Source organism: Nocardia otitidiscaviarum NBRC 14405 (genome assembly GCF_000308635.1).
In the GTDB taxonomy this organism is placed as follows: domain Bacteria; phylum Actinomycetota; class Actinomycetes; order Mycobacteriales; family Mycobacteriaceae; genus Nocardia; species Nocardia otitidiscaviarum.
On sequence record NZ_BAGD01000274.1, the window covers coordinates 26,296 to 48,042 of the forward strand.

Consider the following 21,747-nt stretch of genomic DNA (forward strand, 5'->3'; position numbering starts at 1 on the left):
GACTGGATGACCGACATCGTGACGGCGGCGCGTGACCTGGCACGAGTCGTCGACGGAGTCGATTGGGAGTTGGCTCGGGTATACGCGGCGCAGGACACCCTGTATGCCGCCCTCGACGCGGGCGACGGCGATATGGCCGAGGCTTTCGAGGTTCTGCTGGACCGCCTGTCCCGCTCCCACATCGACGACGGTGACGGTGTCGCCCACGTGGCGATTACCGCCGGCGCGCTCGTCGAGGCCGGTGCGTCGGCCCGCAGGCTCGGCGACACACTCCTGCCCAAGCTCGCCCCCGTCCTGCATGCGGCTCGCCGCTACGCCGACTGGTGCCTTCGCCGACTTCCTCCGCTCCCCGCCGACATCGACCCGAACGAGGAGGACCTCGAGGAGGCCATGGCCGACGCCGCGCTGATAATCGACGACCGGCCCATCCCGCGGGATCTCTTCCGGGCCGGACGAGCCGACGACCGGCAGGGCGCGACCAGCCTCTATTTTCTCGACCAGTGGACCCGCCCCGCCGTCGCGGCACTGACCCGCGACCGGGTCGTCCTGCGACGAGCGGTCGACGACCGGGAGTTGGTCGCAGCCGCCGCCGCTGTCGCCGATGCGGGCGCCCACTGGCTCGACGTTCTGCTCGGCGTGGAACTCGACCAAACCTGGTTGGTGCTGTGCCCGCTGGAGGGCCGGGCCTTCCGAGTCGAGGTCGACGGCATCGCCGACAATTTCACCCTGCACGTCCTGCTGGCCGACGCTCTGGGCCGGTTCGGCATCCCCACGGCGGACAACCCTCCCGAACTCTTCGACTACCTCCGCGGCACCACCGACGACTGCCCACGCAACCACATCATCGGATCATTCAACCTCTATGACTACCGCGCGGCCGCATCCGACGTATCCGAACCCCGCAACGTCGCCGAACAGTCCTGGGTATGGGGCGAAGGACACCCCCGCGACGTACCCCTTTTCGAGGGCACCCGCACCCTGGTGATCGGCCCACCCTGGGCCAAACGCATCATCGGCTCGAACCGCACCTTCCGGTCACTGCCCGCCGACGTGAAGGTCGTCGACGAGCTCACACCGGAACAGACACACGAAGTTCTCGCCCGCATGCGGACATAACCCCGGAAGTTCACTCCCGACTGCCGGCCTCCGAGGCCGGTGCGCGCTTGTGCGGGACACCGAGGCGGTGGAAGCCACGCAGGTCATAGGTGTGGGTGGCGATGGCACCCAGGATCACGCCGATGGCCAGGCCCAGAACGGTCATCCAGAAGCCATGGGCCATACCGGATTCCAGGTTGCCGTCGAAGTAGAGCAGGGAGCGGACGGCCAGGTAGATCTGGTGCATGGGTTCGAAGGTGGCCAGATCGGCGATGAAGCGCGGGGTGGCTTCCACCGGCACGGTGCCGGAGGAGGAGGGCAGGCCCAGGACCACGAAGACGATCATGTTGAGGACCAGGCCCGCGGTGCCGAACGCGGCCAGCACCGCCAGCGCCGTCACCGCGACCGCCAACACGGCGAGGGTGCCGTACAGGAAGATCGGCAACGGGCGGTCGACCGGCATGTCCAGCAGCAGCGCCGCGCCGAGCAGCGCCCCGGATGCAAGGGGGGCGGTCAGGGCCGCGAGACCCCATTTGACGAGCAGGATGCGCCAGCGGCTCATCGGCAGCGGGGACCGGTGCAGATACCACGGGCCGTATTCGGCCGGCGCGTAACCGTAGTGGGCATCGGTCATGGTGTGGATGATGACCGCGCCGATGAATCCGGCGAGCAGTAGCACCAGGGTGTAGAAGAAGGCCGACAGTCCGTGTCCGGCGCCATCCGGGAGCGGGCGGTAGTCGGTGAAGACCATCTCGATGGGCTGGTCCAACAGCAGCCGCGAAGCGCCGCTGATCTCGGTCACCGGTGCGCCCGGCGCGGGCCGCAACTTCTCCTGCACCAGATCGGTGAGCTGGGTGCCGACGGTGGTATTGACCTGGGTCAGCGCGCGTTCGGCGATCATATTCGTGATCTGGGCCGCGAACGCGCCCGCGCGCTGGTTCACCAGCACGGTGATGATCGGCCGCTCCACGTCACCCGGCACCACCGCCGCGGCGCCGAGGATCGCCAGCCGCTTGGTGAAGTCGCTCGGAATGACAATGGCGCCGTAGATCTCCCCCGACCGCAGCTGCAACTGCGCCTCATTGATGCCGAGCAACCGCAGATCGATCTGATCCGCGGGCACCGCGTCGACGATCCCCTCGGTGATCGAGTCGCCGATATTGGTCGGCGTTCCGTCGAAGGTATCGCCGACGTCCTGATTGACCAGCGCGAGCGGAAAGTCGTGCAGATGCTGCTCCGGCGCGGAGGTGTAGCCGAGATACATGTAGCCGAACAGCGCCGCCAGCACGGTCACGATGGCGACGGGCGGCAGCAGCCCGCGCCGGGGCGGCGCGCGGTGGGCAGGGGGACGGCTCGACTCGGCCGCCGAGGTGTCTGCGTCGTTCGTCATGATGGCTGTCAATGTAGGCAGCGACTACAAAGTAGTCAATGTCAACATCGCCGAATGTGTCGGACATCCCAGGTCGACACCGAGGCCCACACCGCGAGTCGGGAACACCGGTCGCCGCAGGGGAATACCCGCCCACCGAGTTCATGCTGTTGCCTGATTGCTAATGTTCGCAATCGATCGTGTGAGCAACTGGAAGAAGGATGATGCCCACCGCAACCCTCAACGGGATTCGACTGAACTACGACGTCACCGGAACCGGCCCGCTGGTCGTGCTGGTGATGGGATCCGGGAGTCCCGGGCGGGTCTGGCGGACCTATCAAGTACCGGCACTGGTCAAGGCGGGATTCCGAGTGGCGACCTTCGACAACCGCGGCATCGCGCCCTCCGACGAATCCCCCGACGGCATCACCATGGACGACCTGGTCGCCGATACCGCCGCCGTGATCGAGCATCTCGGTGGAACACCCGCGCACATCGTCGGCACCTCCATGGGCGCCCGGGTGGTGGCCGAACTGACCCTGGCCCGGCCCGATCTGATCGACAAGGCGGTTCTCCTCGCCGCGACCGGCAGGCCGGACCCGGTCGCGCACACCCTCAACCGCGGCGAACAGGCCCTGATCGACGAAAAGGTCGCGCTGCCACCCCAATACGCGGCCGCGATCAAGGCGATCCTCAATCTGTCCCCGCACACTCTCGCCGACACCGAGCGCGCCCAGCAGTGGCTGGACATCTTCGAGTACGGCGCGACCGCCACACCGTCGGTCGGTGTGCGAGCACAGCTCGGCATGGATCGCTCCCGCAACCGGCTGGCCGACTACGCGCACATCACCAGACCTTGCCTGGTCGTGGGATTCGCCGATGACCGGATGGTCCCGCCCGCGCTCGGGCGCGAGGTCGCGACGGCCATCCCCGGTGCGCGATACACCGAGATCGAGAAGTGCGGACACTACGGCTATCTCGAACAGCCCGACGAGGTCAATCGCGCCCTCATCGAATTCCTCACCAGCTGAACCCGCGGCCGACCCGAACAGGATGTCCATGAGTGCCCTACCGCCCTGCCCCGCGTGCGCGAGCGAATTCACCTACGAGATCGGATCGCTGCTTATCTGCCCGGAATGCGCGCACGAGTGGACCGTCGAGGAGACCGAGGCGACCGGCGAGCAGGTGATCCGGGACGCGGTCGGCAATCCGCTCGCCGACGGTGACACGGTGACCGTGATCAAGAGCCTCGAGGTGAAAGGCAGCCCGAACCCGGTCAAGGCCGGCACCAAGGTCCGCAATTTCCGCCTCGTCCAGGGCGTGGGAGACCACGATATCGACTGCAAGATCGTGGGTTTCGGCGCGATGCAGCTGAAATCCAGTGTGGTCAAGAAGGTCTGACACGCGCTGTCGAGATCGGGGACATACCGGGCGAACCAACGCGGGTGGTACCACATTCGGGCGCCGATGAGCGCGGCCGCCGCGGGCACGAGCGTCAAGCGAACGATGAAGGCGTCCAGCAGCACGCCGATGGCGAGCGTCAAGGCCAGCGGTCGGACGATCGGGCTGTCCACGGTCGTGAAGGCGACGAAGACGGCGAACATGATCAGCGCCGCGGCCGTCACGACTCGCGCGGAGTGCGCGATGCCGTTCTCTACCTGGGACCAGAACGGTGCGGAACGCGATGGTCAGCAGCACCAGGGCCAAGCCGACCACGACGGCGAGGAAGATCGGCAGCGCTTCACCCAGACGCTGAGAGGTGTCGATATTCGCGGCAGTGGCTCCGCCGACGAGATACGTTGCCCCGGTTCCGCTTCGAATTTCTTCGCGATCTTCGCGCAGCCGGTTCACCAGGTCCTTCGTCGCGTCGTCCGCGGGACCGGTCGCGGGTATCACCTGGAGCAGGACCAATCCGTTTCCAGCGGCGGCGGGCCGCACCACGGCGACATCAGGGTCCTGTTGCAGCCGTCCTGTCAGCGTCTGGGCCGCGTCGGCGGAGGTCGCCTGGGGGAGATCGGCGACCACCAAGAGCGGGCCGTTGAATCCGGCCCCGAACGACCCACTCACCAGATCGTAGGCTTTCCGCGCTGTACTGGTCTCCGATTCCGTTGCACCGCTGGGCAATCCGAGGTCCATGCGAGCCGCCGGAATCGCCAGAACAGCGAGGACGGCAATACCGGCCACCAGCAGCGGGATACGGAATCGAGTGACGAACCGGCCCCAGGTGTGCCCGAAAGTGCGTTCCGGCTCATAGGCCGCGATGCGGGCCACCTCCGCGGGTTTGCCCGGCTACAGGGGCGGAGTAACGAATGTGGCGACCAGACCACCGGCGAAGGCCAGCAATGCGGGCAGCAGCGTCAATGCGACGAGCATTGCCACCAGCACGGCACCGGTCGCGGTCAGACCCATGACCGTCAGGAACGGTATACCCGCGACCGTCAGCCCACACAGGGCGATGATGACCGTCACCGCCGCGCAGACCACCGAACTGCCCGCGGTGCCGACGGCCAGCGGAATCGATTCGGCGGTGGTCATGCCGAGCACGATGTGGTGCCTGTGCCGGGACAGGATGAACAGCGCGTAGTCGATGCCGCAGGACAGACCCAGCATCAGAGCGAGCGAGGTCGCCGCCGAGGGCACGTCCACGAACGCGGCGACACCCAGAATGCCAGCGAGCCCGATACCCACGCCCACCAGTGCGGTGACGATGGGAAGACCTGCCGCCACGACCGCACCGAAGGTGATGAGCAACACCACGAACGCCGCGATGATGCCGAGAACCTCAGGCGTGTGCGGGATTTCGGCGGAGAACCCCGGATAGACGCCGCCCGCGAACCACCCGCAGCCCGGCGTCGCGCGCGGGATCGGCGATGCGGTCATGCCGGGTCGGGCCACGATCCGGCGGATACGTGCGATCGTCGGTTCGACGGTGGGTCCTGTCTCGTCGTCGGGTCGGGTGCCGAGTGGGGTGGTAGCAGTGCCGCGGTCAAGGCGACCGCGGCGGCGGCGAGGGTGAGGGCCAGTAGCGCGATGGGGGTGATGCCGAGTGCGGCCAGGCCTGCCAGGGTGGCGAGGAAGGCCAGGAGGTAGGAGTGTGCCCGCTGCGGTGCCATCGCGGTCCTTTCGCATGGAGGGTGGAAATCGGTTGTGGGTCAACGAGTGCGGGCTCCGGTGTCGGTGCGGGTGTATGGGCGCACCGTGGTGGTTTCGGGGCCGCGGCCGGTGTCGATGCTGGTGAACACGACCGGTTGGCCGGGGTCGAGGGCGCGGTAGCCGGTGCCCTCGATGGTCTGGAAGTCGACGTAGACCGCGTGCCCGCCGTCGTCGGGGATGAGGAAACCGAAGCCCTTCTCGGTGTTGAACCAGGCGACGTGTCCGTGTCGCCAGCGAGCGGGCGTGGTGACGGCGTGGATCTCAGCGGGCGTGTCAGTAGGCGAGGCAGTCGTAGGGGTCATCGGTGGTCAGGGAAGTCCAGATGCGGTACGGGCGGCGGTCGCTCTCGGCGGTGTCGATCGCGGTCCGCGTGGGGTCGGCCGGGGCCGGCGTCGCGGGCGCGCCGCGATCGGGATCGGGATCGGGATCGGGAGGGCGGATGCGCATCGCCGGATTTCCTCCTCATCAGAACATCGCGAAGTCGAATCGAGTGCGTCGGCAGCGGAGGCGACTCACGGTCGGGGGTGGGTCCGATGTGCCGGCCCCACCCCGTGACGAAGGAGTCGCTCGTGAACCGTCAACCTAGGAAAGAATTCGCCGAGTCCGCGGCGGTGCGGGGCGCGCCGCCTGCCAATGCCACCACGGGTGGCGGTGCCCGCGAATCCTGCTCTCCGGCAGGTCCGCTCGTTGCCGATGCGGCAGGGTTGTCAGCGTGCTCTCGCGGCCCGCGAACGCGTGTGCGGCGATTCGGGGAACGGGCATCACCTCACTTCCGTGCGCCTCGGTGTTGGCGACCGCTCGGCGCGAACCCCGCGACCGTGCGCGGGATCCGCACCGGGGGGGCCGCGTTGGGTAGCCGGTCCCGGCGGCGGACGCCGCCCGCGCCACCCGGACGTCTCGGTGCCCACCAACGCCCGCGGTCCCCGGGGCCCGCTCCGCGGCGACCGCCGTCGCCGGGGGCGGGTCAGCCGGGTGAACTCCGCTTGCAGGATCTGCTCGACGTCGTCGAACAGTTCCTCGAGATCGGGGTCCAGTGCGAGCAGCCGCTCGTCGAGGTCATCGACCCGCGACGCATCGGTGTCACCGGGGACAAGCCGCGTGTTCCCGGCGGCCGGTCCGTCACGAGTCAGGCGTTGATGGCCTGGCGTTCGCGATCGGCTCGGGTGATCTCGATCTTGCGGGGCTTGGCCTGTTCCGCGATCGGAATCACCAACCGCAGCACACCATCGCGGTAGTCGGCGCGAATCCGGTCGGTGTCCAGGCTCTCGCCGAGGAACAACTGCCGGCTGAACTCTCCGCGCGGGCGTTCCGCGGCGATCATCGCTCTGTCCTGGTCCAGTTCCGGGCGCGACGCCCGCACCGTGACCACGTTGCGTTCGACATCCAGGTCCACCGAGTCCGGGTCGATGCCGGGTAGATCCAGCTCCACCAGGAACTCGTCGCCGTCGCGCCAGGCATCCATCGGCATCGCCGCCGGACGTGCCGCCGTGCCGAACACCTGCTGGGTCCACCGGTCCAGATCGCGGAAAGGATCCGTGCGCATCAGCATGGTCGCCACCTCCCACTCACTCCAATCTCGATGTGAAGCAGATGAGAAAATCTGTGTCTGAAGACATAGATAGTTTTAGCACTCGACACTGTCGAGTGCAAGATCTCGCGGGGCGATCGCCATGCCGAGGTGGAGGTAGGTGTTCATCGGGACGGTCTTTCGCTCGTGCCACGGGTGGGGGCGAGCGGGCAGTCCCTGGTGACGGGGAGGGCGGGGCCGAGGTTGTCGATGTCGTAGCCGTCGGGATAGCTACGCCGCCACGGGAAATCGAAAAGGTCGACACCCTGCGCCGACCATCGGCGTAGCACCGCCGCACGGGTGCGCAGGACCGCGGTGACGGCCGCGCGGGTGGCGCGGCCGGGTTCGGGCAGGGCCAGCGCGCGGCGGATGTGGTCGGGAGTGAGTGCGTCGACGACGGCGCGGGAGAATCGCAACGGCAGGCGCGGCAACAGGTCTGCGGCCAGGCGGTCGCGGTTGGCCAGGGCGACCCGATGGCCACCGTCGCTGTACCCGACGAAGCGTGCCTCGTAGCTGTCGAGGTAGTCGGCCATGTCCTCATACGAGCCGGGAATGTCGGTGATGGCCATGTGCTCGCCGAGGTGCCGGTAGTACAGGTACAGGGCGGTGCGTTCGGTTGGCGACATCGGGCGCCAGCCGTGGGCGTCGACGAAGCGGGCCGCGACCACGACGAAGGTGGCCAGCACGTAGCGGAAATCCTCCTGCGAGATCGGGTACGGGGCATGGGCCCGGTTGATCCGCCGCACGGCACGTCGCCCGCGATCGGAGGCGATGCCGTGCGCGAGGACCTCCGTCAGCAGTAGCGCGGTGTCGTCGGCGCGTTTCGCCGGGCGCTGCGCGAATTCACCGGTGCGGGCCAGCAGAGTTCCGATGGCGGGGACGGCGAAGGTGTGGATCTGCGCCAGCTCCGACCCGAGCGCGATCTCGATCGGGAACTCGAACTGGGCATCGAGCCGGTGGATCAGTTCGAAGTCACGTTCGGGGGTCAGGCGTTCAATGATGCGCAGTCGGTCGTATCGGCCCATGCCGCTCCCCTTCCAAGAATCTACGACACTTGTTCGACTAGTTCTGCGGTATAGTACGACAAGTGTTCAAGTAGTTGGCAAGAGGAGGAACAATGACCTCCGACTCACATGCGACCGGCGAGGCCACCCGCGGACACGGCATCACCGAGGAGCAGACAGAGTCGACACCGACACGGCCGGACGGCCGCAAAGCCCGCGGGCAGCGCCGCCGCGAGCAACTGGTGGACGCGGCATTGCGGGTGGCCGCACGCGACGGGGTCGCCGCGATCACCCACCGGGCCGTGGCCGCCGAAGCCGGTGTCGCCGCGACCGCCGGCACCTACTACTTCCCGACCGTGGACGATCTGCTGTCCGCGGTGATCACCGCAGGCGTGCAGCGATTCACCACCGACCTCACCGCCCGGCTCGGGCAGGCCTCCACGGTGCGGACGTTCGTCGACTACCTCGACGACATCCTGCGCCACGACCGGCAACGACTGATCACCGAATACGAGCTCTACCTGCTGGCCGCGCGCCGCCCCGAACTGCGCCCGGCCCTGGCACCGTGGACCGACGCGATGCGGACCATCCTCGCCCGATGGACCACCGACCCCATCGCCCTGACCGCCACCCTCGCCGCCCTGGACGGACTGTTCCTGCAATCGGTCACCGCCACACCCCCATCCACCGACACCGTCGAAGCCGTCCTGCTGGGCACCCTCGCCATCACCGACCCCACCGCACAATGAAGGGCACGGCCCGTCGTGCCTGCCGCCGGGCAGCCACAACGGTCGCAAATGGCATCTCGCCGTGGATTCGAAGGGCCTGGCGGTGGCTGATCCGAGTCACCGGCGACGACCACGACCGATCGAGACGCGGCGCCCGACCATTCCGCAGCCCATTTGACCTGGGCCGCAACGACACTCATGACGCGGCGGTTGACCAGGCGCAAACCCGCCCGCTGCCAGGCCGATCGGGACAAAGACAACACCGTCGACAGGCCATTGGTCCACAAAACATGACCGGTCGGAGGCGGAAACCGCCTCCGACCTGGTCGGGCTGACAGGATTTGAACCTGCGACCACTTGACCCCCAGTCAAGTGCGCTACCAAGCTGCGCCACAGCCCGTTGCACCCGCTTGCGGGTGCTCGACGAGATTACCTCACCACCCCCCTCGGGGAGCAAATCGCGTGAACAGGCCGGGTTCGGCCAGGGGCGGGGAGGTGGACCGGGGGGTTGGGCTGGGCGGCCGGGAAGAAGCCGGTGGCCTCTTCCCGACAACCGTTCAGCGGGTCAGGAGCCCGGGCCGCTGTGGCTGTGCTGGCCGCCACGCTGCTTGGCCTCGGTGGGCTGGGCTTCGGCCCCCTTGCGGCCGGCTTCGTGCGGGTCGGCGGCGTTCTCGCTGCCGAAGCTGCCGGTGCTGGCCTGACCGCCCTTGCGGGCCTGTTCTTCGGTGTCCTCGCGGTTCCCGAACTGGCCGGGATTCTTCGGATCCGCCATGACGGTTCCTTTCCGTGCGTCGGTCTTGCTTCGAGGTGGGCCGCGATGCGGCCCTGTCGTCGCACTACCCGGCGCCGCATGGAGTAACCCGCCGGATGCGGAACTTCTCGCCGCGCGGCCGTCCGGCCTGCGGCGATGGGCGAAAATCATTCCGCCGCAACGTCCAGCGCGCCCGCGAGGGTCCGCCACGCCGGTTCCAGCTGAGCCGCGAAATCCGGCCAGGCGTGCAGACCGGCCGGTGCGTAGTGCACGGTGGCGGGAATCCCCAATTGCGCCAGGCGCTGTGCGAACCGTTCGGTGCAACTGCGCGCCCCGGCCTCCAGGGCCACACCGCCGCCGGCTTTGCCGAGGGCGTCGGCGATATCGGGGGCCTGGGCGAGGGCGATGAGGTTCGCGGGGCCGGGCATACCGCTGGCGACCGACAGGTGGATGGTGGTTCCGCGCAACTGCTCGGCGCCGAGCAGACTGTCGTGCGCCAACCAGTCCGGTGAGGTCGGCGGCCCCCAGAGGTTGTCCACATTGCCGCCGCGGGAGCCCACCGTGATGCGGGTGATGGCGCGGCCGAGTTCGTCGGCGGTGGAGTAGCAGCCGCTCATTCCGGCCACGGCCCGATACTGGCCGGGGTGGCGTTGGGCGATCATCACCGCGCCCTGTGCGCCCATGGAGACGCCCGCGATGGCGCGGTGGCCGTTGCCGCCGAGATAGTCCTCGACGATGGGCGGCAGCTCCTCGGTCAGGAAGGTCTCCCAGCGGTTGAGTCCGAGCTTCGCGTCGTAGTGGTGCCAGTCGGTGTACATGCTGCCCATGCCGCCGCTGGTGAGCACCACGTCGACCGGCTTGTCGGCGAAGAACTCCCGCGCGCCGCCCTGGGTGATCCAGTCGGACGTGGCCTCGGCCTCCACGCCGTCGAGCAGGTACAGGGTGGGCCGGGGCGCGGTCCCCGCACCGCGCAGCACATCCACCGGCACCACGCGGCGCATGGATTCGGAGACGATATGCAGTCGCTCCCAACGGTTTCCGCGCACCTCGGTGTCCACCAGCTCGGTGCGCAGCACGGTGGGATCGGCGACCTCCACCGGGTCCGGCCACACCATCGGCGCCGCGATCACCGGGGCGACCGCCAGGGCCGCCGCCACCATCGCCGTGCCGATACTCGCGCGCACGGCTCAGCCCACCGCCGCCGCGGCCCGGGCCAGCGCCCGGTCGCGCTGTTCCTCGAAGCGGCGGGCCTTCACCTCGAGATCCTCGAGGTAGGCGTGCAGTTCCTCGCGGGCGCGTTCCCCCTCACCCGACAGGTCGGTGCGGTCGAAGACACGCCAGGTGCGCAGCACCGGTCGCAGCACCGAGTCCAGATGCTGGCGCAGATCGTAGATGCCGTTCTTGGCGAGCAGCACCGCGTTGCGCCGGAAACCCGGCTGGGTCAGGCCGGGCATCTGGAATCGGGTCACCACGTCGGTGATGGCGCGCAACATCTGATCGGGCGTGAGATCCAATGCGGCGGAGCCGATGCGGCGGTAGAAGATCATGTGCAGGTTCTCGTCGGTGGCGATACGGGACAGCATGCGCTCGGCGACCGGTTCGGCGCAAGCGATTCCGGTATTGCGATGACTGATACGGGTCGCCAATTCCTGCAATGTCACGTATGCGACACCGCTGAGGAACTGTGAAATCTGTTCGGGACTGGATATTCCGGTGGTCATATGCGCCATGCGCGCGCTCTCCAAGGCGACCGGATCGACAGCCCGGGTGACCACCAGATAGTCGCGCATGACGATGGCGTGCCGATTCTCCTCGGCGGTCCACCGGCCCACCCAGGTACCCCACGCGCCGTCCATCCCGAGGGTGTCCGTGATCTCCCGGTGATAGGACGGAAGATTGTCCTCGGTGAGCAGATTCGTCACCATGGCGGCACGGGCCACCTCGGACAGCGAGGATTGTTCCGGCTCCCAGTCGATTCCGCCCATGGCCGCGAAATTGCGGCCCTCGTCCCAGGGTACGTAGTCGTGTGGATTCCAGTCCTCGGCATGCCGCAGATGTTTGTTCAGATGCCGCTCGGCCACGGGCTCCAATTCCAACAGGATTTCACGATCGGTCAGTGCGGTGAACAACACGTACTCCTCAGGCGGTGGCGATATTTCGATTCGTCAGCAGGTTCCGGTGGCCGTTTCCCCGCGGAAGCGGGCGTCGATCCAGGTCAGCACGTGCGGCAGCCCGAGCACGGCGGCGGTCAGATGGTCGGGGACCGGCACGGTCAGCGATTGCACCGTCACGCCCGCCGCACACCACCGTCGCACGGTGTTGTCGATCGCGTCCACCGGCACCAGTCCGTCGATGGGCGAATGCCATTCGAAGATCGGCATATTCGGTGTGCCGTCGTAGAGTTCGAGACTGTTCTCCTCCACCACGGCGCGCGCCTCGCGGTCGTCGATCATGGAGGTGCTGGCGGCGAAGTCGAGTGCACCGCGCCCAGCGCCCGCTGCGAGCAGGTCGTTGGTGCAACTATTGGCGATCTGCTGCCGTACCAGCATGCCGCGATCGTTGAATTGGGAGCTGATCGGGAAGCGGCGCGGATATTCGCGTTCCAGCCCGAGCCCGGCCGCCAGGGCGAGACCGAAGACCGGGTGCGCGCCGAGACCGAGACTTTCCAGCATCTTCACCAGATTCATGGGCACCCCGCCCGCGGCGGCGCCGTCGATCCGCAATTCGGGCGCATAGGTTTTCGCCAGTGCCGCCGCCCAGGCCGTGGCCATGCCGCCACCGGAGTAGCCCGCCATCACCACCGGACTGCCGGAGAGCCGGAACTGCTCCACCCGCTGGACCGCCCGAATGCCGTCCAACGTGATCAAACCGCCCAGTTTCGCCGCGCCGTAGGCGAAGCTCGGCCCGAGATGGTCGGGCATGGCGATACTCCACCCCCGGCGCAGCGCGAAGTTGTAGGCGGGGGCCTCGCGCACCATGAGATTCGGGTCGTCGGTGTAGAGCACCCGCGACACCGAGCACTGTGCGCCGAGGCCATTGATGATGTGCTGATACGACAGCAGCGGACCGTCGATGTCGCGGTGGTGTGGAGTCAGCACCGTGGTGACCGCGGCGATGGGATCGCCGGCGGAATTCGTGGAACGGAACTTCACCAGGGTGATATCGGTATCCGGAAAGATCGGCAACGCTGGCATAGGTCGTATGTCCAGCACATCGCCGGGTGCGTACTCGGCGATATCCGCGGGTTGTGCGTAGAACGGATCCGGATCGGGTGCGGGGTAAATCGGCCGGGCCTGCGCCGCCGGTGCGAGTACTGCCACCAGCAATCCGGCCGCGAGCGCCACGGCCGTGCGAGACCAGATCCGAACCCTTCCTTTGCGTGCGTGCCGAAGCATATCCCGACTGCCCTTCGTCCACCCGCGAACCATGTCGGGAGAGGCTATTCAGTCGAGCGACCGAAAGCAGCAGTCGATCGGAATCTCCTGATATCTCACAAGTTTCGGGCAGTACCGATGGTGATCGGGCTGTGATGTGTCCAGCCCGGGCGTTCTCGCCGAAATCCGCGCGGACGCCGTTGTGACGTGTCACAGTGGCGGTGTGCCGGGCACCGACAATCCAACAGATCAGCCCGAAACCTACCGCCGACCCCGGAGGCATGGTTAGTGTTATCCCGCCGCACAGGTAGTTTGACGCGGAAGGAGTCAGCCATGCCCGTCGACAGCACCGAAAGGCCGGGTCTCACCTTTTCCGGGAGACCGATGTCCTCGCCGCTCAAGGACGTCTGGGCGCTGTCCCGGCAGATGGTGGGCCACTTCGTCGAGAACGTCGCACCGTGCGGAACCCTGCCCGGGGACGCCATCTACGGCGATGTCACCACCATTACCCGCACCTGCCTGGAAATCGCCGTCAGCATGCTGGACGGTCGAGATATTCCCGCCAAGACCGAGCGGCTGCACGAGGCCGCGGCGCAATGGGCGCGCGAGGGCGTCCCCATCGACACCATCCACCACGCCATCCACGAGGGATTCAAGATCGGATTCGACCTCGTGGTCTCCGCCGCCACCGCACGTTATCGCGGCGACGGCGAATTGCGGCTGTCCCCGGGCGATTACGACAACCTTATCGACGGGGCCAAGCTGGTGGTGGAGATGCTGGATCGGATGACCTCCACCGTCTCGCTGGCGTACGTACGCGAATTGCGTTCCGTCGTCAGCGAACACCACACCGCCGTGCACACCCTGACCTCGGCGCTGCTCGGCGGCCATCCCACCTCCACCATGGCGCGCGAGTGCGGTATCGAGATCGCCGAGTCGTATTCGGTATTGGCGCTGACGATCCCACCGCATCCCGAGGAATCCGATCCCACCCTGGACGGCAAGGTGGTGGCGCGTCGCAAGCTGCGCCGGGTACAGGCCGAACTCGCCACGCGCTGCGCGGATGCCGCGCTGTCGCTGCTCAGCGTCGACGGCGGCACCATCCTCATCCCGGTGACGGCCAAGCGACCCGAGGAGCTGGACGACCTGGTCACCGATCTCTCGCGCGCCGCGCGCGTGCCGATCACGGCCACCACGGTCAGTGCGACGCCGTCGGAGATCCCCACCGCCGCCGAACAGGCGCACGACCTGCTCGATATGGTGCACCGCCTGCACTGCGTGCGCGGCCTGTACCGCTTCGACGATCTGGCTCTGGAATACCAGCTCACCCGGCCGGGTCCCGGTCGCGAGTATCTCGGCTCGCTGCTCGATCGCCTGGACGAACACCCGGAACTGCTGGAAACCCTGCAACGGCATATCGCCAACAACCTCAACCGGCAGCGCACGGCGCGCGTGCTGCATGTGCACACCAATACGGTGGACTACCGGCTCAAGCGCATAGCCCAGCTGACCGGATTCGATCCGACCCAGGCATCGGGCCTGTGGTACCTGCGTTCGGCCCTGGTGGCCCGGAGTTACCGCACCACAGCCTGACTCGCTCGCGGGCTCCCGGGGCAATCGGGGTGCTACCCGTCACGGTGTAACCGCCGCTGTGCGGCAGGCCACTAGAAAGCGCTAGGGCACAGCGCTTTTGCCGCCAACCTTCACTGTCTTGTTACAGCTGTGCACGGTGCCGAAACGTCGGTCGGCGACCGTGGTGAACATGAAGCGAACCGATGTCCTGGCCTGTGAGGTATGCGGACGTCTGCCGCATCCGCACCGCACCCGCTTGGCGCTGGCCAAGCTGGCCGCGGTGTTCCCGGTGGAGCTGGCGTTGCACGCCCTCGTCGTTCACTACCATCTGCCTTATCTCGCAACGGTTCTGGTGCTGACCGTCACCACCACCATCCTGGTCATCTGGGTGGTCGAGCCCTCGGCCATGCGCATGCTCGGCTCCTGGCTGCACGGCCCGGAGCTGCGGCATCGCGACCATGTGCGCCGCGCCGACTATCTGTGGCGGATCCGCGTCCGCATCGACGACTCCCCCGGCCGCCTCGAATCGCTGGCCAAACATCTGGCCAACCGCCGCGCCAACATCCTCACCGTGCACGTGCACCATCTGGAGAACGGCGTCCTGGACGAGTTGGTGGTGTCCACTCCCGCCGATGTCACCACCCACGCCCTGGAGACGGCCGTGATGCGCGCGGGCGGCACGGTGGTCGGCATCTGGCCCGCACCGGCTCTCGCACTCGTCGACGGCCAGACCAAGGCGCTCACCCTGGCCACCCGGCTCGCCGCCGATCCCGACGAACTCCCGCTGGTGATCGCCGAACTGCTCGGCGCGCAGTACGTCACCGGCACATCCGTACCCCGCACCCCCGGCGTCACCCTGACGATCGACGCGCACCCGGAGCTGCCCATGACCTTCGTCCGCGCCGGTGAGCCGTTCACCCCGGCGGAGATCGCCCGTGCCCACCGCCTCACCGACCTCGCACTGCTGGTCACCCACCAGCGCTGATACACCCACCCATTGACTGATACTGCGCGTAACACTTAACGTGGGGGTGTGGTGCCGCAGGCACCCGTCGGAAAGGAGGACAACGGTGTCCACAATCACCGATGCGCAGTCGGATCCGGTGGCGGATCAGGCCGCCGAGTACGCGCGCACACTCTTGCTGCTGTCGGAGGGGTCGGTGGACCGGCACTTCGATCCGTTCCACGATATCGATTGGGACAACCCCGATTTCGATCCCGACACCGGTCCCGAGCGCTGGACGCTGCCCGCGATCGGCGATCTGCTCGGCGCGCACCCCTGGTATCGGGCGCTGCCGCTGGAGCGGCGCATCGCCATCGGCAAATACCGTCAGGCCAATGTCGCCAAGGTTGGGTTGCAGTTCGAATCGCTGCTGATCAGCGGCATGGTGCAGCACACCTTCTCGCTGCCCAACGGCTCCCCGGAATTCCGGTACTGCTCCCACGAGATGATCGAGGAGCACAATCACACCCTCATGTTCCAGGAGATGGTGAACCGCATCGGCATCGACGTCCCCGGCATGGGGCCGCTGGTGCGGCAGGTGCGCCATATCGTGGTGCCGATGGCGGTGTTCTTCCCGAACCTGTTCTTCATGGCGGTGCTGGCCGGTGAGGAACCGATCGACCACATCCAGAAGCAGGTGCTGCGGTCCGGGCAGGAGGTGCACCCGATCATGCGCGGCGTCATGGCCATTCACGTGGCCGAGGAGGCGCGCCACATCTCCTTCGCCCACGAGTTCCTGGAACACCATGTGCCGGAAGCCAATCCGGTGAACAGGTTCGTCTTGTCGCTGGCCATGCCGATCGTCATGCGGATCGCCGGGCGGGCGATCGTCACACCGCCGCGCGCCTTCTTCGACGAGTTCGACATTCCCGACCGCGTACGCAAGGAGCTGTTCTACGGATCGCCGGAGGCCAAGCAGACCTTCGCCGACTACTTCGTGGACGTGCGGGCGCTGGCCAAGCGCATCGGACTGATGAACCCGGTGGCCAAGCGGGTGTGGAAACTCCTCGATATCGACGGCCCCACCAGCCGCTACCGCTCCGAACCGCTGCGCGCGGGCGTGAGCAAGGTCGCCTGACTCACCGGCATGTCGCCGCGAAGGCGGACAGTTCGACCCTGGGATGGTCGGCGGCGAGGCAGCTCACCGCCGCACCGTCCAGGGTGCCGGTGCCGAATTCCATGGCGACACTGCCGATCACACCCGTATTGCGGGAGTCGATGAGCTTACCCCGTACCCCGGAGACCGAGGTGCGGTCGATGCTCCCGCGCACCACGTCGGTATCGCCGACATTGACGATCGCCAGCCCATTGGCCGCCGTACCGGTGATCGTCGTGTCCCGGATGTCGAAGGTGAGCTGCGCCGTCGCGGGTTCCGGGCCGGTGGGCGTATAGCTGATGAGCCCGATGCCGTCGGCGCTGCAATCGCCGAAGCGCGAGTCGGCGACCTCGAGGTGGGTGCTGCCGGTGCGGCCGAAATTGGTCGTCACCAGGCAGCTGCCGAGGTTGGCCGGAATCACCGGATTGAGCACCGCCGCCGGGAAGGTGGAGTGGAAGGCGCTGACATTGTTCAGGGACAGCGACTGCCGCGCCCCCTCGGTGCTGAGGTTGTAGCTCTCGATGATGTCGCCGCGCACATGCTCGAAGGTGCTGTTGCTGACCGTCACCCGGCTCTGCGGGGTGCCGTTGGTGGTGACGTACTCCAGACCGTTGGCGGAGAAATTGCCGTGGCCGTCCCGAAACTCGTTGCGGTCCACCGTGACCTCCATGACGGCTCGGTCCATGGGGTTGATGAACAGCCCTTCGCTGTCGGCCAGGTGATTGAGCGGCGACGACAGCGGGGCGATGCCGATCTGCTGGTTGCCCACCAGTTCGGCGGTCAGGCGCGCGGTGTCACCGGCCTGGAGCCCGAGGGCGAGGACCGACAGTTTGGCAAGTCCGAGGTTGATATCCCGGATCGCGTTGTCGCGCAACCGGGCGTCGACCACGCTGGTGCCGTGCGCGCGGATATCGATGCCGTCGCCGCAGGCGGTGTCGTGCACGATATTTCCTTCGATCCGGATGGTGCCGGTTGCCGCGGAGAAGTCGGCCATGATGGCCGCCCAGCCGTTGTTGAGGACGATGAACTCCGGCAGCGGATCCGCCGCCAGTCCCACCGCGATGCCGGGCGGCAGGGTGAACGGCCCGATCATGAAGCCGTCGGCGCATCGCCGGTTGGTTCCGGTGACCCGATTGCCGCTGATCACGGCGTCCACGGCATCGTGTCCGTAGATGCCGCCGCGTTGTGCGCCGTCGATGACCAGATTGCGGACCTGGACTCCCGGGGCCAGCCGCACCGCGTCGCCGTCGTTGTCACCGGTGGTATTGGTGAGCCGTGGCAGTTCGGCCCCGTCGGGCGCACCGATGACCTCCGCTCCCCCGCCCACGAGCCGCTGCCCGGGTTTGAGCGCGATGCCGCCGTCCAGGGCCGCGGCCGCGGGCTGGATCACGATGGTGTCGCCCGCGCGGGAGGCCGCTTCGGCCCGGGCCAGGCTCTCGAAGGGCGCGCCCACCTCCCCCGACCCGCCGGGCGCGGCTCCTGCGCGCACATACCAGGTCATCGAATCCGGTTGCGCCTGAGCGATTCCCGTCGCAGCTGCGACACACGCGAGCAGGGCGACCAGCGGAGCCGCCATGCGGGCGGTGCTGCGGCGGGTGCGTTCGTTGCTGATCATGACACTCCGGATTCGGCACAGGAATTGTCCATACCCTGCCAGTTCGGTTCGAAAACCGTCCATCCGGCAATATGCCAGGATTTCTCCGCCGCCGTTGTGCACTCGACAGTAATCCGATCGTTCTACCTCGCCGCCCGAACGCCTTCTGCTACACCGGAGGGCACCGATGCGAGAGTGGTTGTGCGTATGAAGATCTCCACAATATCCAGCGTCCTCAGCGGAATTCTCCTCGCCCTGTGCACCGCCTCGCCGTACGCCGCGGCCGACTCCGGTTCAGCGGGCCCGGCCGTATTCACCGTATCCACCACGGCGGACGCACCGGCGGCGAATCCCTTCGACGGGCAGTGCCGCACGGACGCAGGGGAATGCACACTGCGGGCCGCCGTCCAGGCCGCGAATGTGCGGCCGGGCAGCACCATTCACATTCCCGAGGGCCGCTATGTGCTGACCGTGCCGCCGAATCCGTGGAATGTCAACGGCCCGTTCATCGATCCGACCACCGGCGATCTCGATATCACCGCCGACACCACCCTGGTCGGCGCGGGCCGCGACCGCACCGTCATCGATGCCGCGCACATCGACCGGGTCATGCTCACCACCGCCACCGTGTCGATCAGCGATCTGACCGTCACCGGGGGCAGCGCCGCCCAGCACGAGATACCGTTCTTCGAAACCGGCGGCGGCGGTATCGCCAACTCCGGCAGGCTGCGCCTGGACCGGGTGCTCGTCACCGGCAATGCCGCCGACTACGGCGGCGGCATCTTCAATATCCCGGTGGCCGATATGCGGATGACCGACAGCATGATCACCGGCAATGCCGCGGGCGAGGCGGGCGGCGTCCGCTGCGACAACACCTGCGTCTTCACCCGCTCGGCCATTACCGACAATCATGTCGTCAATCCACATCGCAGCTGGTATCGCATCGGCGGATTCGCCGGGCGCGGCGGCGGTCTCGATATTCGCGGGGTCGGTGAGGTGGTACTCATCGACACTGCGGTGACCGGTAATACCGCGTCCGACGGAGGCGGGGGGATCAATATCGCCCCCGCCTATCTCGACACGCTGCCCTATCAATTCACCGATACGGTGAATCCCGGAATGGGCAGGCTCATCCTGCGCGGTTCGACCATCGCGTACAACACCGCGGGTATGGGCGAGCAGAACTGCAAGAAGGTCTTCGCCGTCATCATCTCCACGGGTGCCAATCGCAGCAATGACGACTCCTGCGATCTCACCGCGGCGGGCGACGAGGTCCATCCCTGACGAGAACGGAGGGAATCCGCCATGGGTTCGTTCAATGTCGGCGACTGGATGACCGCGCTGGGCCAGGGTTTCACCTGGATCGTGTCCATCCTCGTCTCGGGGGCTACGGCGGGATCATCGTGACGAGCGGACCGGATCGGCGGGTGGCGCGCTCCGTGCCTGCTCCCGCGCCAGCGCCCGATCGCGCTGCTCCTCGAATCGGGGGATCTTGACGGTCTCCAGGTCCTCCAGAAATGCCGCCAACCGCTCCCGCGCCTGTTCACCGCGCGCTCCGAAGTCGTTGCGGTCGAAGATGTTCCACTGCCGCACCACGGGCATGAGCACCTCTTCCAGATGCTGGCGCAGATCGTAGACGCCGTGTTTGGCCATGAGGACGCCGTTGCGGCGGAAGTTGGGCATGCCCGCGCCCGGCATGCGGAAGTTCTCGACAATGGTGTCGATGGCCTGCATGGCCTGATCCGGCACCAGATCCAGGGCCGCGCCGCACATGGTGCGGTAGAAGATCATGTGTAGGTTCTCGTCGGCCGCGATGCGCTGCAGCATGCGGTCTGCGACGGGGTCGTCGCACACCCGCGCGGTATTGCGGTGGCTCACCCGGGTGGCGAGTTCCTGAAAGCTGACGTAGGCCACCGAGTGCAGGAACCCCAGGCCGTCGTCGAGGGCGGCGGCCGGGGCGCCGAATCCGTGGGTCATATGCGTCATGCGGTCGTGCTCCAGCGCCACCGGATCGACGCCGCGGGTCACCACCAGATAATCGCGCAGGACGACGCTGTGCCGCTGTTCCTCCGCGGTCCAGCGCCCCACCCAGGTCCCCCAGGCCCCGTCCTGCGAGAAGTTCTCGGCGATCTCGCGGTGGTAGGACGGCAGATTGTCCTCGGTCAGCAGATTGGTGACCAGCGCCGCCTTGGCCACGTCGCTGAGCCGGGATTGCCCCGGCTCCCAGTCCACGCCGTCCAGCATCGCGAAGTTGCGGCCCTCGTCCCAGGGCACGTAATCATGCGGATGCCAGTCCTTGGCCATCTTCAGATGCCGGTTCACGCACTCCCCGGCCACGGGTTCCAACTCGGTCAAGATCTCTCGCTGCGTCAATGCGCGCACACCGCACTCCTCGAACCGGTTCGGGGCCGCGTCGATTCGCGGCCTGAATCGCCCACACCACCAGGACGGCCGAGGCGCCGGTAGGGACGAACGTCCCGTCCAAGATCGGCTAATGTCATCACCGCCCCGACGGCTATGCTCGAGGCATCGACACACCACGAAAACAGCCACGCCAGCGCCGGTCTCGGGAGACGGTGGCGGTGGTGCTGGAGGCCGCCGCGCAGGTGTTCTCCCGGGAGGGGCTGGCGGCGACCACCAATCGCATCGCCGACCGGGCCGGGGTGTCGATCGGCACGGTGTACCAATACTTTCCGAACAAACACGCCATCCTGCGCGCGCTGGCGCACGCGCACGTCGAGGAGGCCGGACGCCGCCTGGGTGCGGTGTTCCGGCGGCTGCGCGCCGAGCGGCCGCCGTTCCCCGAGACCCTGTACGCCATTCTGGACGCGGTGGCCGACCTGCACCGCGATCGCCCGGCGCTGCACGGCCTGCTGCACCGGCTCGCGCCGCGGCTGCCGGAGGAGGTGACGGCGCTGCGCGCGTTCGAGGACCATCTGGTCGATGAGGTCGCCTACCACCTGGAACGGTGCGGGCGCGGTGGCGAGGATGTCGAACTGGCGGCCCGGACGCTGGTGCACGCGGTCGACGCGCAGCTGCACCGGGTGCTCACCCGGCACGCGATCGACACCGATCAACTGGTGCGTTTCGCCGAACTGTTGGTACCCGATCCGGTGACGGCCGCGAGCACGGAGCGCAGCGCGCCCGCGAGTTCGGTCAGGCCGGGTTCCTCGATCGGATAGTGGCCGCAGCCGGTGAGCAGCACCGCCTCGGTGGGCGCGGCGATCCGGCGGAGGAAGCGCAGGCTCGGTTCCGGCGGCGTCCACCGGTCGGCGGCCGGGTGCACGAGGGTGACCGGCGCGGCCGTATAGCGTTCCGGCGGGGTGTGCGCGAAAGTCAGGAAGCTGGCGAGGAATCCGAGCGGGATGTGGACGCCGCCGCCCCGCGGATCGGTGGCGCACAGCCGCGACAGTTCCGGATTCAGACTCATCGCCCGCATAT

General features: G+C 67.5%; 23 protein-coding genes, 1 tRNA gene and 1 pseudogene. 9 read left to right on the forward strand and 16 right to left on the reverse strand.

Annotation, left to right across the window (positions count from 1 at the left end):
* Window positions 1-6: 6 nt before the first annotated feature.
* On the forward strand, window positions 7-1,116 hold the full coding sequence (locus ON31_RS30955) for a hypothetical protein (RefSeq protein ID WP_115061687.1): 1,110 nt from the start codon (window positions 7-9) through the stop codon (window positions 1,114-1,116).
* Between the two features lie 10 nt (window positions 1,117-1,126).
* Here the strand turns inward: ON31_RS30955 and ON31_RS30960 are convergent, their stop codons facing one another.
* Window positions 1,127-2,485, reverse strand: a complete 1,359-nt coding sequence (locus ON31_RS30960; protein ID WP_081592867.1) for a YhgE/Pip domain-containing protein — start codon at window positions 2,483-2,485, stop codon at window positions 1,127-1,129.
* A gap of 203 nt (window positions 2,486-2,688) precedes the next feature.
* Between ON31_RS30960 and ON31_RS30965 the strand changes: the two genes are divergently transcribed.
* Together ON31_RS30965 and ON31_RS30970 are read left to right on the forward strand one after the other, a co-directional pair.
* Window positions 2,689-3,495 carry an alpha/beta fold hydrolase gene (locus ON31_RS30965; RefSeq protein WP_039818724.1) on the forward strand — a complete coding sequence of 269 codons (807 nt, stop codon included), beginning with the start codon at window positions 2,689-2,691 and terminating at the stop codon, window positions 3,493-3,495.
* Window positions 3,496-3,523: 28 nt separating this feature from the next.
* Window positions 3,524-3,865, forward strand: coding sequence for a zinc ribbon domain-containing protein YjdM (locus ON31_RS30970; RefSeq protein WP_147287225.1), 342 nt, complete (start codon window positions 3,524-3,526; stop codon window positions 3,863-3,865).
* 95 nt (window positions 3,866-3,960) lie between these two features.
* On the opposite strand, the pseudogene ON31_RS38295 reads toward ON31_RS30970, so the two are convergent.
* The 7 genes and pseudogenes from ON31_RS38295 to ON31_RS30995 form a co-directional block, all read right to left on the reverse strand.
* Window positions 3,961-4,068: pseudogene (locus ON31_RS38295) on the reverse strand (hypothetical protein); the annotation flags it as partial.
* A gap of 685 nt (window positions 4,069-4,753) precedes the next feature.
* Window positions 4,754-5,344, reverse strand: a complete 591-nt coding sequence (locus ON31_RS38300; protein ID WP_255222332.1) for an MMPL family transporter — start codon at window positions 5,342-5,344, stop codon at window positions 4,754-4,756.
* Window positions 5,341-5,577 carry a hypothetical protein gene (locus tag ON31_RS30980; RefSeq protein ID WP_039818705.1) on the reverse strand — a complete coding sequence of 79 codons (237 nt, stop codon included), beginning with the start codon at window positions 5,575-5,577 and terminating at the stop codon, window positions 5,341-5,343. Before ON31_RS30980 ends, ON31_RS38300 begins: the two co-directional genes overlap by 4 nt.
* Before the next feature lie 39 nt (window positions 5,578-5,616).
* Window positions 5,617-5,919, reverse strand: coding sequence for a cold-shock protein (locus tag ON31_RS30985; RefSeq protein ID WP_081592868.1), 303 nt, complete (start codon window positions 5,917-5,919; stop codon window positions 5,617-5,619).
* Window positions 5,891-6,064: a hypothetical protein gene (locus ON31_RS37120; protein ID WP_157533821.1), complete on the reverse strand. Its 174-nt coding sequence runs from the start codon at window positions 6,062-6,064 to the stop codon at window positions 5,891-5,893. Before ON31_RS37120 ends, ON31_RS30985 begins: the two co-directional genes overlap by 29 nt.
* Window positions 6,065-6,743: 679 nt before the next feature.
* Window positions 6,744-7,166: an Hsp20/alpha crystallin family protein gene (locus tag ON31_RS30990; RefSeq protein WP_039818728.1), complete on the reverse strand. Its 423-nt coding sequence runs from the start codon at window positions 7,164-7,166 to the stop codon at window positions 6,744-6,746.
* A 143-nt stretch (window positions 7,167-7,309) separates the two neighbouring features.
* A complete protein-coding gene (locus ON31_RS30995) occupies window positions 7,310-8,209 on the reverse strand; it encodes an oxygenase MpaB family protein (RefSeq protein ID WP_039818706.1) in 900 nt (299 codons plus the stop codon).
* 92 nt (window positions 8,210-8,301) lie between these two features.
* Here ON31_RS30995 and ON31_RS31000 point away from each other — a divergent pair, with 92 nt between their 5' ends.
* Complete coding sequence (locus ON31_RS31000) at window positions 8,302-8,937, forward strand: TetR/AcrR family transcriptional regulator (RefSeq protein WP_051038042.1); 636 nt, start codon at window positions 8,302-8,304, stop codon at window positions 8,935-8,937.
* A 302-nt stretch (window positions 8,938-9,239) separates the two neighbouring features.
* Here the strand turns inward: ON31_RS31000 and ON31_RS31005 are convergent.
* The 5 genes from ON31_RS31005 to ON31_RS31025 all read right to left on the reverse strand — a co-directional run bounded on the left by ON31_RS31005 (window position 9,240) and on the right by ON31_RS31025 (window position 13,062).
* Window positions 9,240-9,316, reverse strand: a tRNA-Pro gene (locus tag ON31_RS31005).
* Between the two features lie 165 nt (window positions 9,317-9,481).
* On the reverse strand, window positions 9,482-9,688 hold the full coding sequence (locus tag ON31_RS31010; RefSeq protein ID WP_039818707.1) for a hypothetical protein: 207 nt from the start codon (window positions 9,686-9,688) through the stop codon (window positions 9,482-9,484).
* 146 nt (window positions 9,689-9,834) lie between these two features.
* The gene (locus ON31_RS31015) at window positions 9,835-10,851 is read right to left on the reverse strand and encodes an alpha/beta hydrolase (RefSeq protein WP_255222333.1); all 1,017 of its coding nucleotides are present in this window, start codon (window positions 10,849-10,851) and stop codon (window positions 9,835-9,837) included.
* Window positions 10,852-10,854: 3 nt separating this feature from the next.
* On the reverse strand, window positions 10,855-11,796 hold the full coding sequence (locus tag ON31_RS31020) for an acyl-ACP desaturase (RefSeq protein ID WP_039818730.1): 942 nt from the start codon (window positions 11,794-11,796) through the stop codon (window positions 10,855-10,857).
* Window positions 11,797-11,832: 36 nt separating this feature from the next.
* Window positions 11,833-13,062 carry a lipase family protein gene (locus ON31_RS31025; protein ID WP_039818710.1) on the reverse strand — a complete coding sequence of 410 codons (1,230 nt, stop codon included), beginning with the start codon at window positions 13,060-13,062 and terminating at the stop codon, window positions 11,833-11,835.
* Between the two features lie 312 nt (window positions 13,063-13,374).
* Between ON31_RS31025 and ON31_RS31030 the strand changes: the two genes are divergently transcribed.
* From ON31_RS31030 to ON31_RS31040, 3 genes are all read left to right on the forward strand, one after another.
* Window positions 13,375-14,634, forward strand: coding sequence for a PucR family transcriptional regulator (locus ON31_RS31030; RefSeq protein WP_039818711.1), 1,260 nt, complete (start codon window positions 13,375-13,377; stop codon window positions 14,632-14,634).
* Window positions 14,635-14,803: 169 nt separating this feature from the next.
* The gene (locus ON31_RS31035) at window positions 14,804-15,598 is read left to right on the forward strand and encodes an ACT domain-containing protein (RefSeq protein ID WP_039818732.1); all 795 of its coding nucleotides are present in this window, start codon (window positions 14,804-14,806) and stop codon (window positions 15,596-15,598) included.
* Between the two features lie 85 nt (window positions 15,599-15,683).
* Window positions 15,684-16,694: an AurF N-oxygenase family protein gene (locus ON31_RS31040; RefSeq protein ID WP_039818712.1), complete on the forward strand. Its 1,011-nt coding sequence runs from the start codon at window positions 15,684-15,686 to the stop codon at window positions 16,692-16,694.
* 1 nt (window position 16,695) lies between these two features.
* On the opposite strand, the gene ON31_RS31045 is transcribed toward ON31_RS31040, so the two are convergent.
* Complete coding sequence (locus ON31_RS31045) at window positions 16,696-18,327, reverse strand: VOC family protein (RefSeq protein ID WP_039818714.1); 1,632 nt, start codon at window positions 18,325-18,327, stop codon at window positions 16,696-16,698.
* A 186-nt stretch (window positions 18,328-18,513) separates the two neighbouring features.
* Here ON31_RS31045 and ON31_RS31050 point away from each other — a divergent pair, with 186 nt between their 5' ends.
* Window positions 18,514-19,590, forward strand: coding sequence for a CSLREA domain-containing protein (locus ON31_RS31050; protein ID WP_051038044.1), 1,077 nt, complete (start codon window positions 18,514-18,516; stop codon window positions 19,588-19,590).
* 114 nt (window positions 19,591-19,704) lie between these two features.
* Here the strand turns inward: ON31_RS31050 and ON31_RS31055 are convergent, their stop codons facing one another.
* Window positions 19,705-20,688 carry an acyl-ACP desaturase gene (locus ON31_RS31055; protein ID WP_051038046.1) on the reverse strand — a complete coding sequence of 328 codons (984 nt, stop codon included), beginning with the start codon at window positions 20,686-20,688 and terminating at the stop codon, window positions 19,705-19,707.
* A gap of 194 nt (window positions 20,689-20,882) precedes the next feature.
* Between ON31_RS31055 and ON31_RS31060 the strand changes: the two genes are divergently transcribed.
* Window positions 20,883-21,488, forward strand: coding sequence for a TetR/AcrR family transcriptional regulator (locus tag ON31_RS31060; protein WP_063821593.1), 606 nt, complete (start codon window positions 20,883-20,885; stop codon window positions 21,486-21,488).
* Here the strand turns inward: ON31_RS31060 and ON31_RS36040 are convergent.
* Window positions 21,380-21,747: alpha/beta fold hydrolase (locus ON31_RS36040; RefSeq protein WP_506329718.1), on the reverse strand; the 368-nt coding region annotated here is incomplete at its 5' end. The genes ON31_RS31060 and ON31_RS36040 overlap by 109 nt on opposite strands.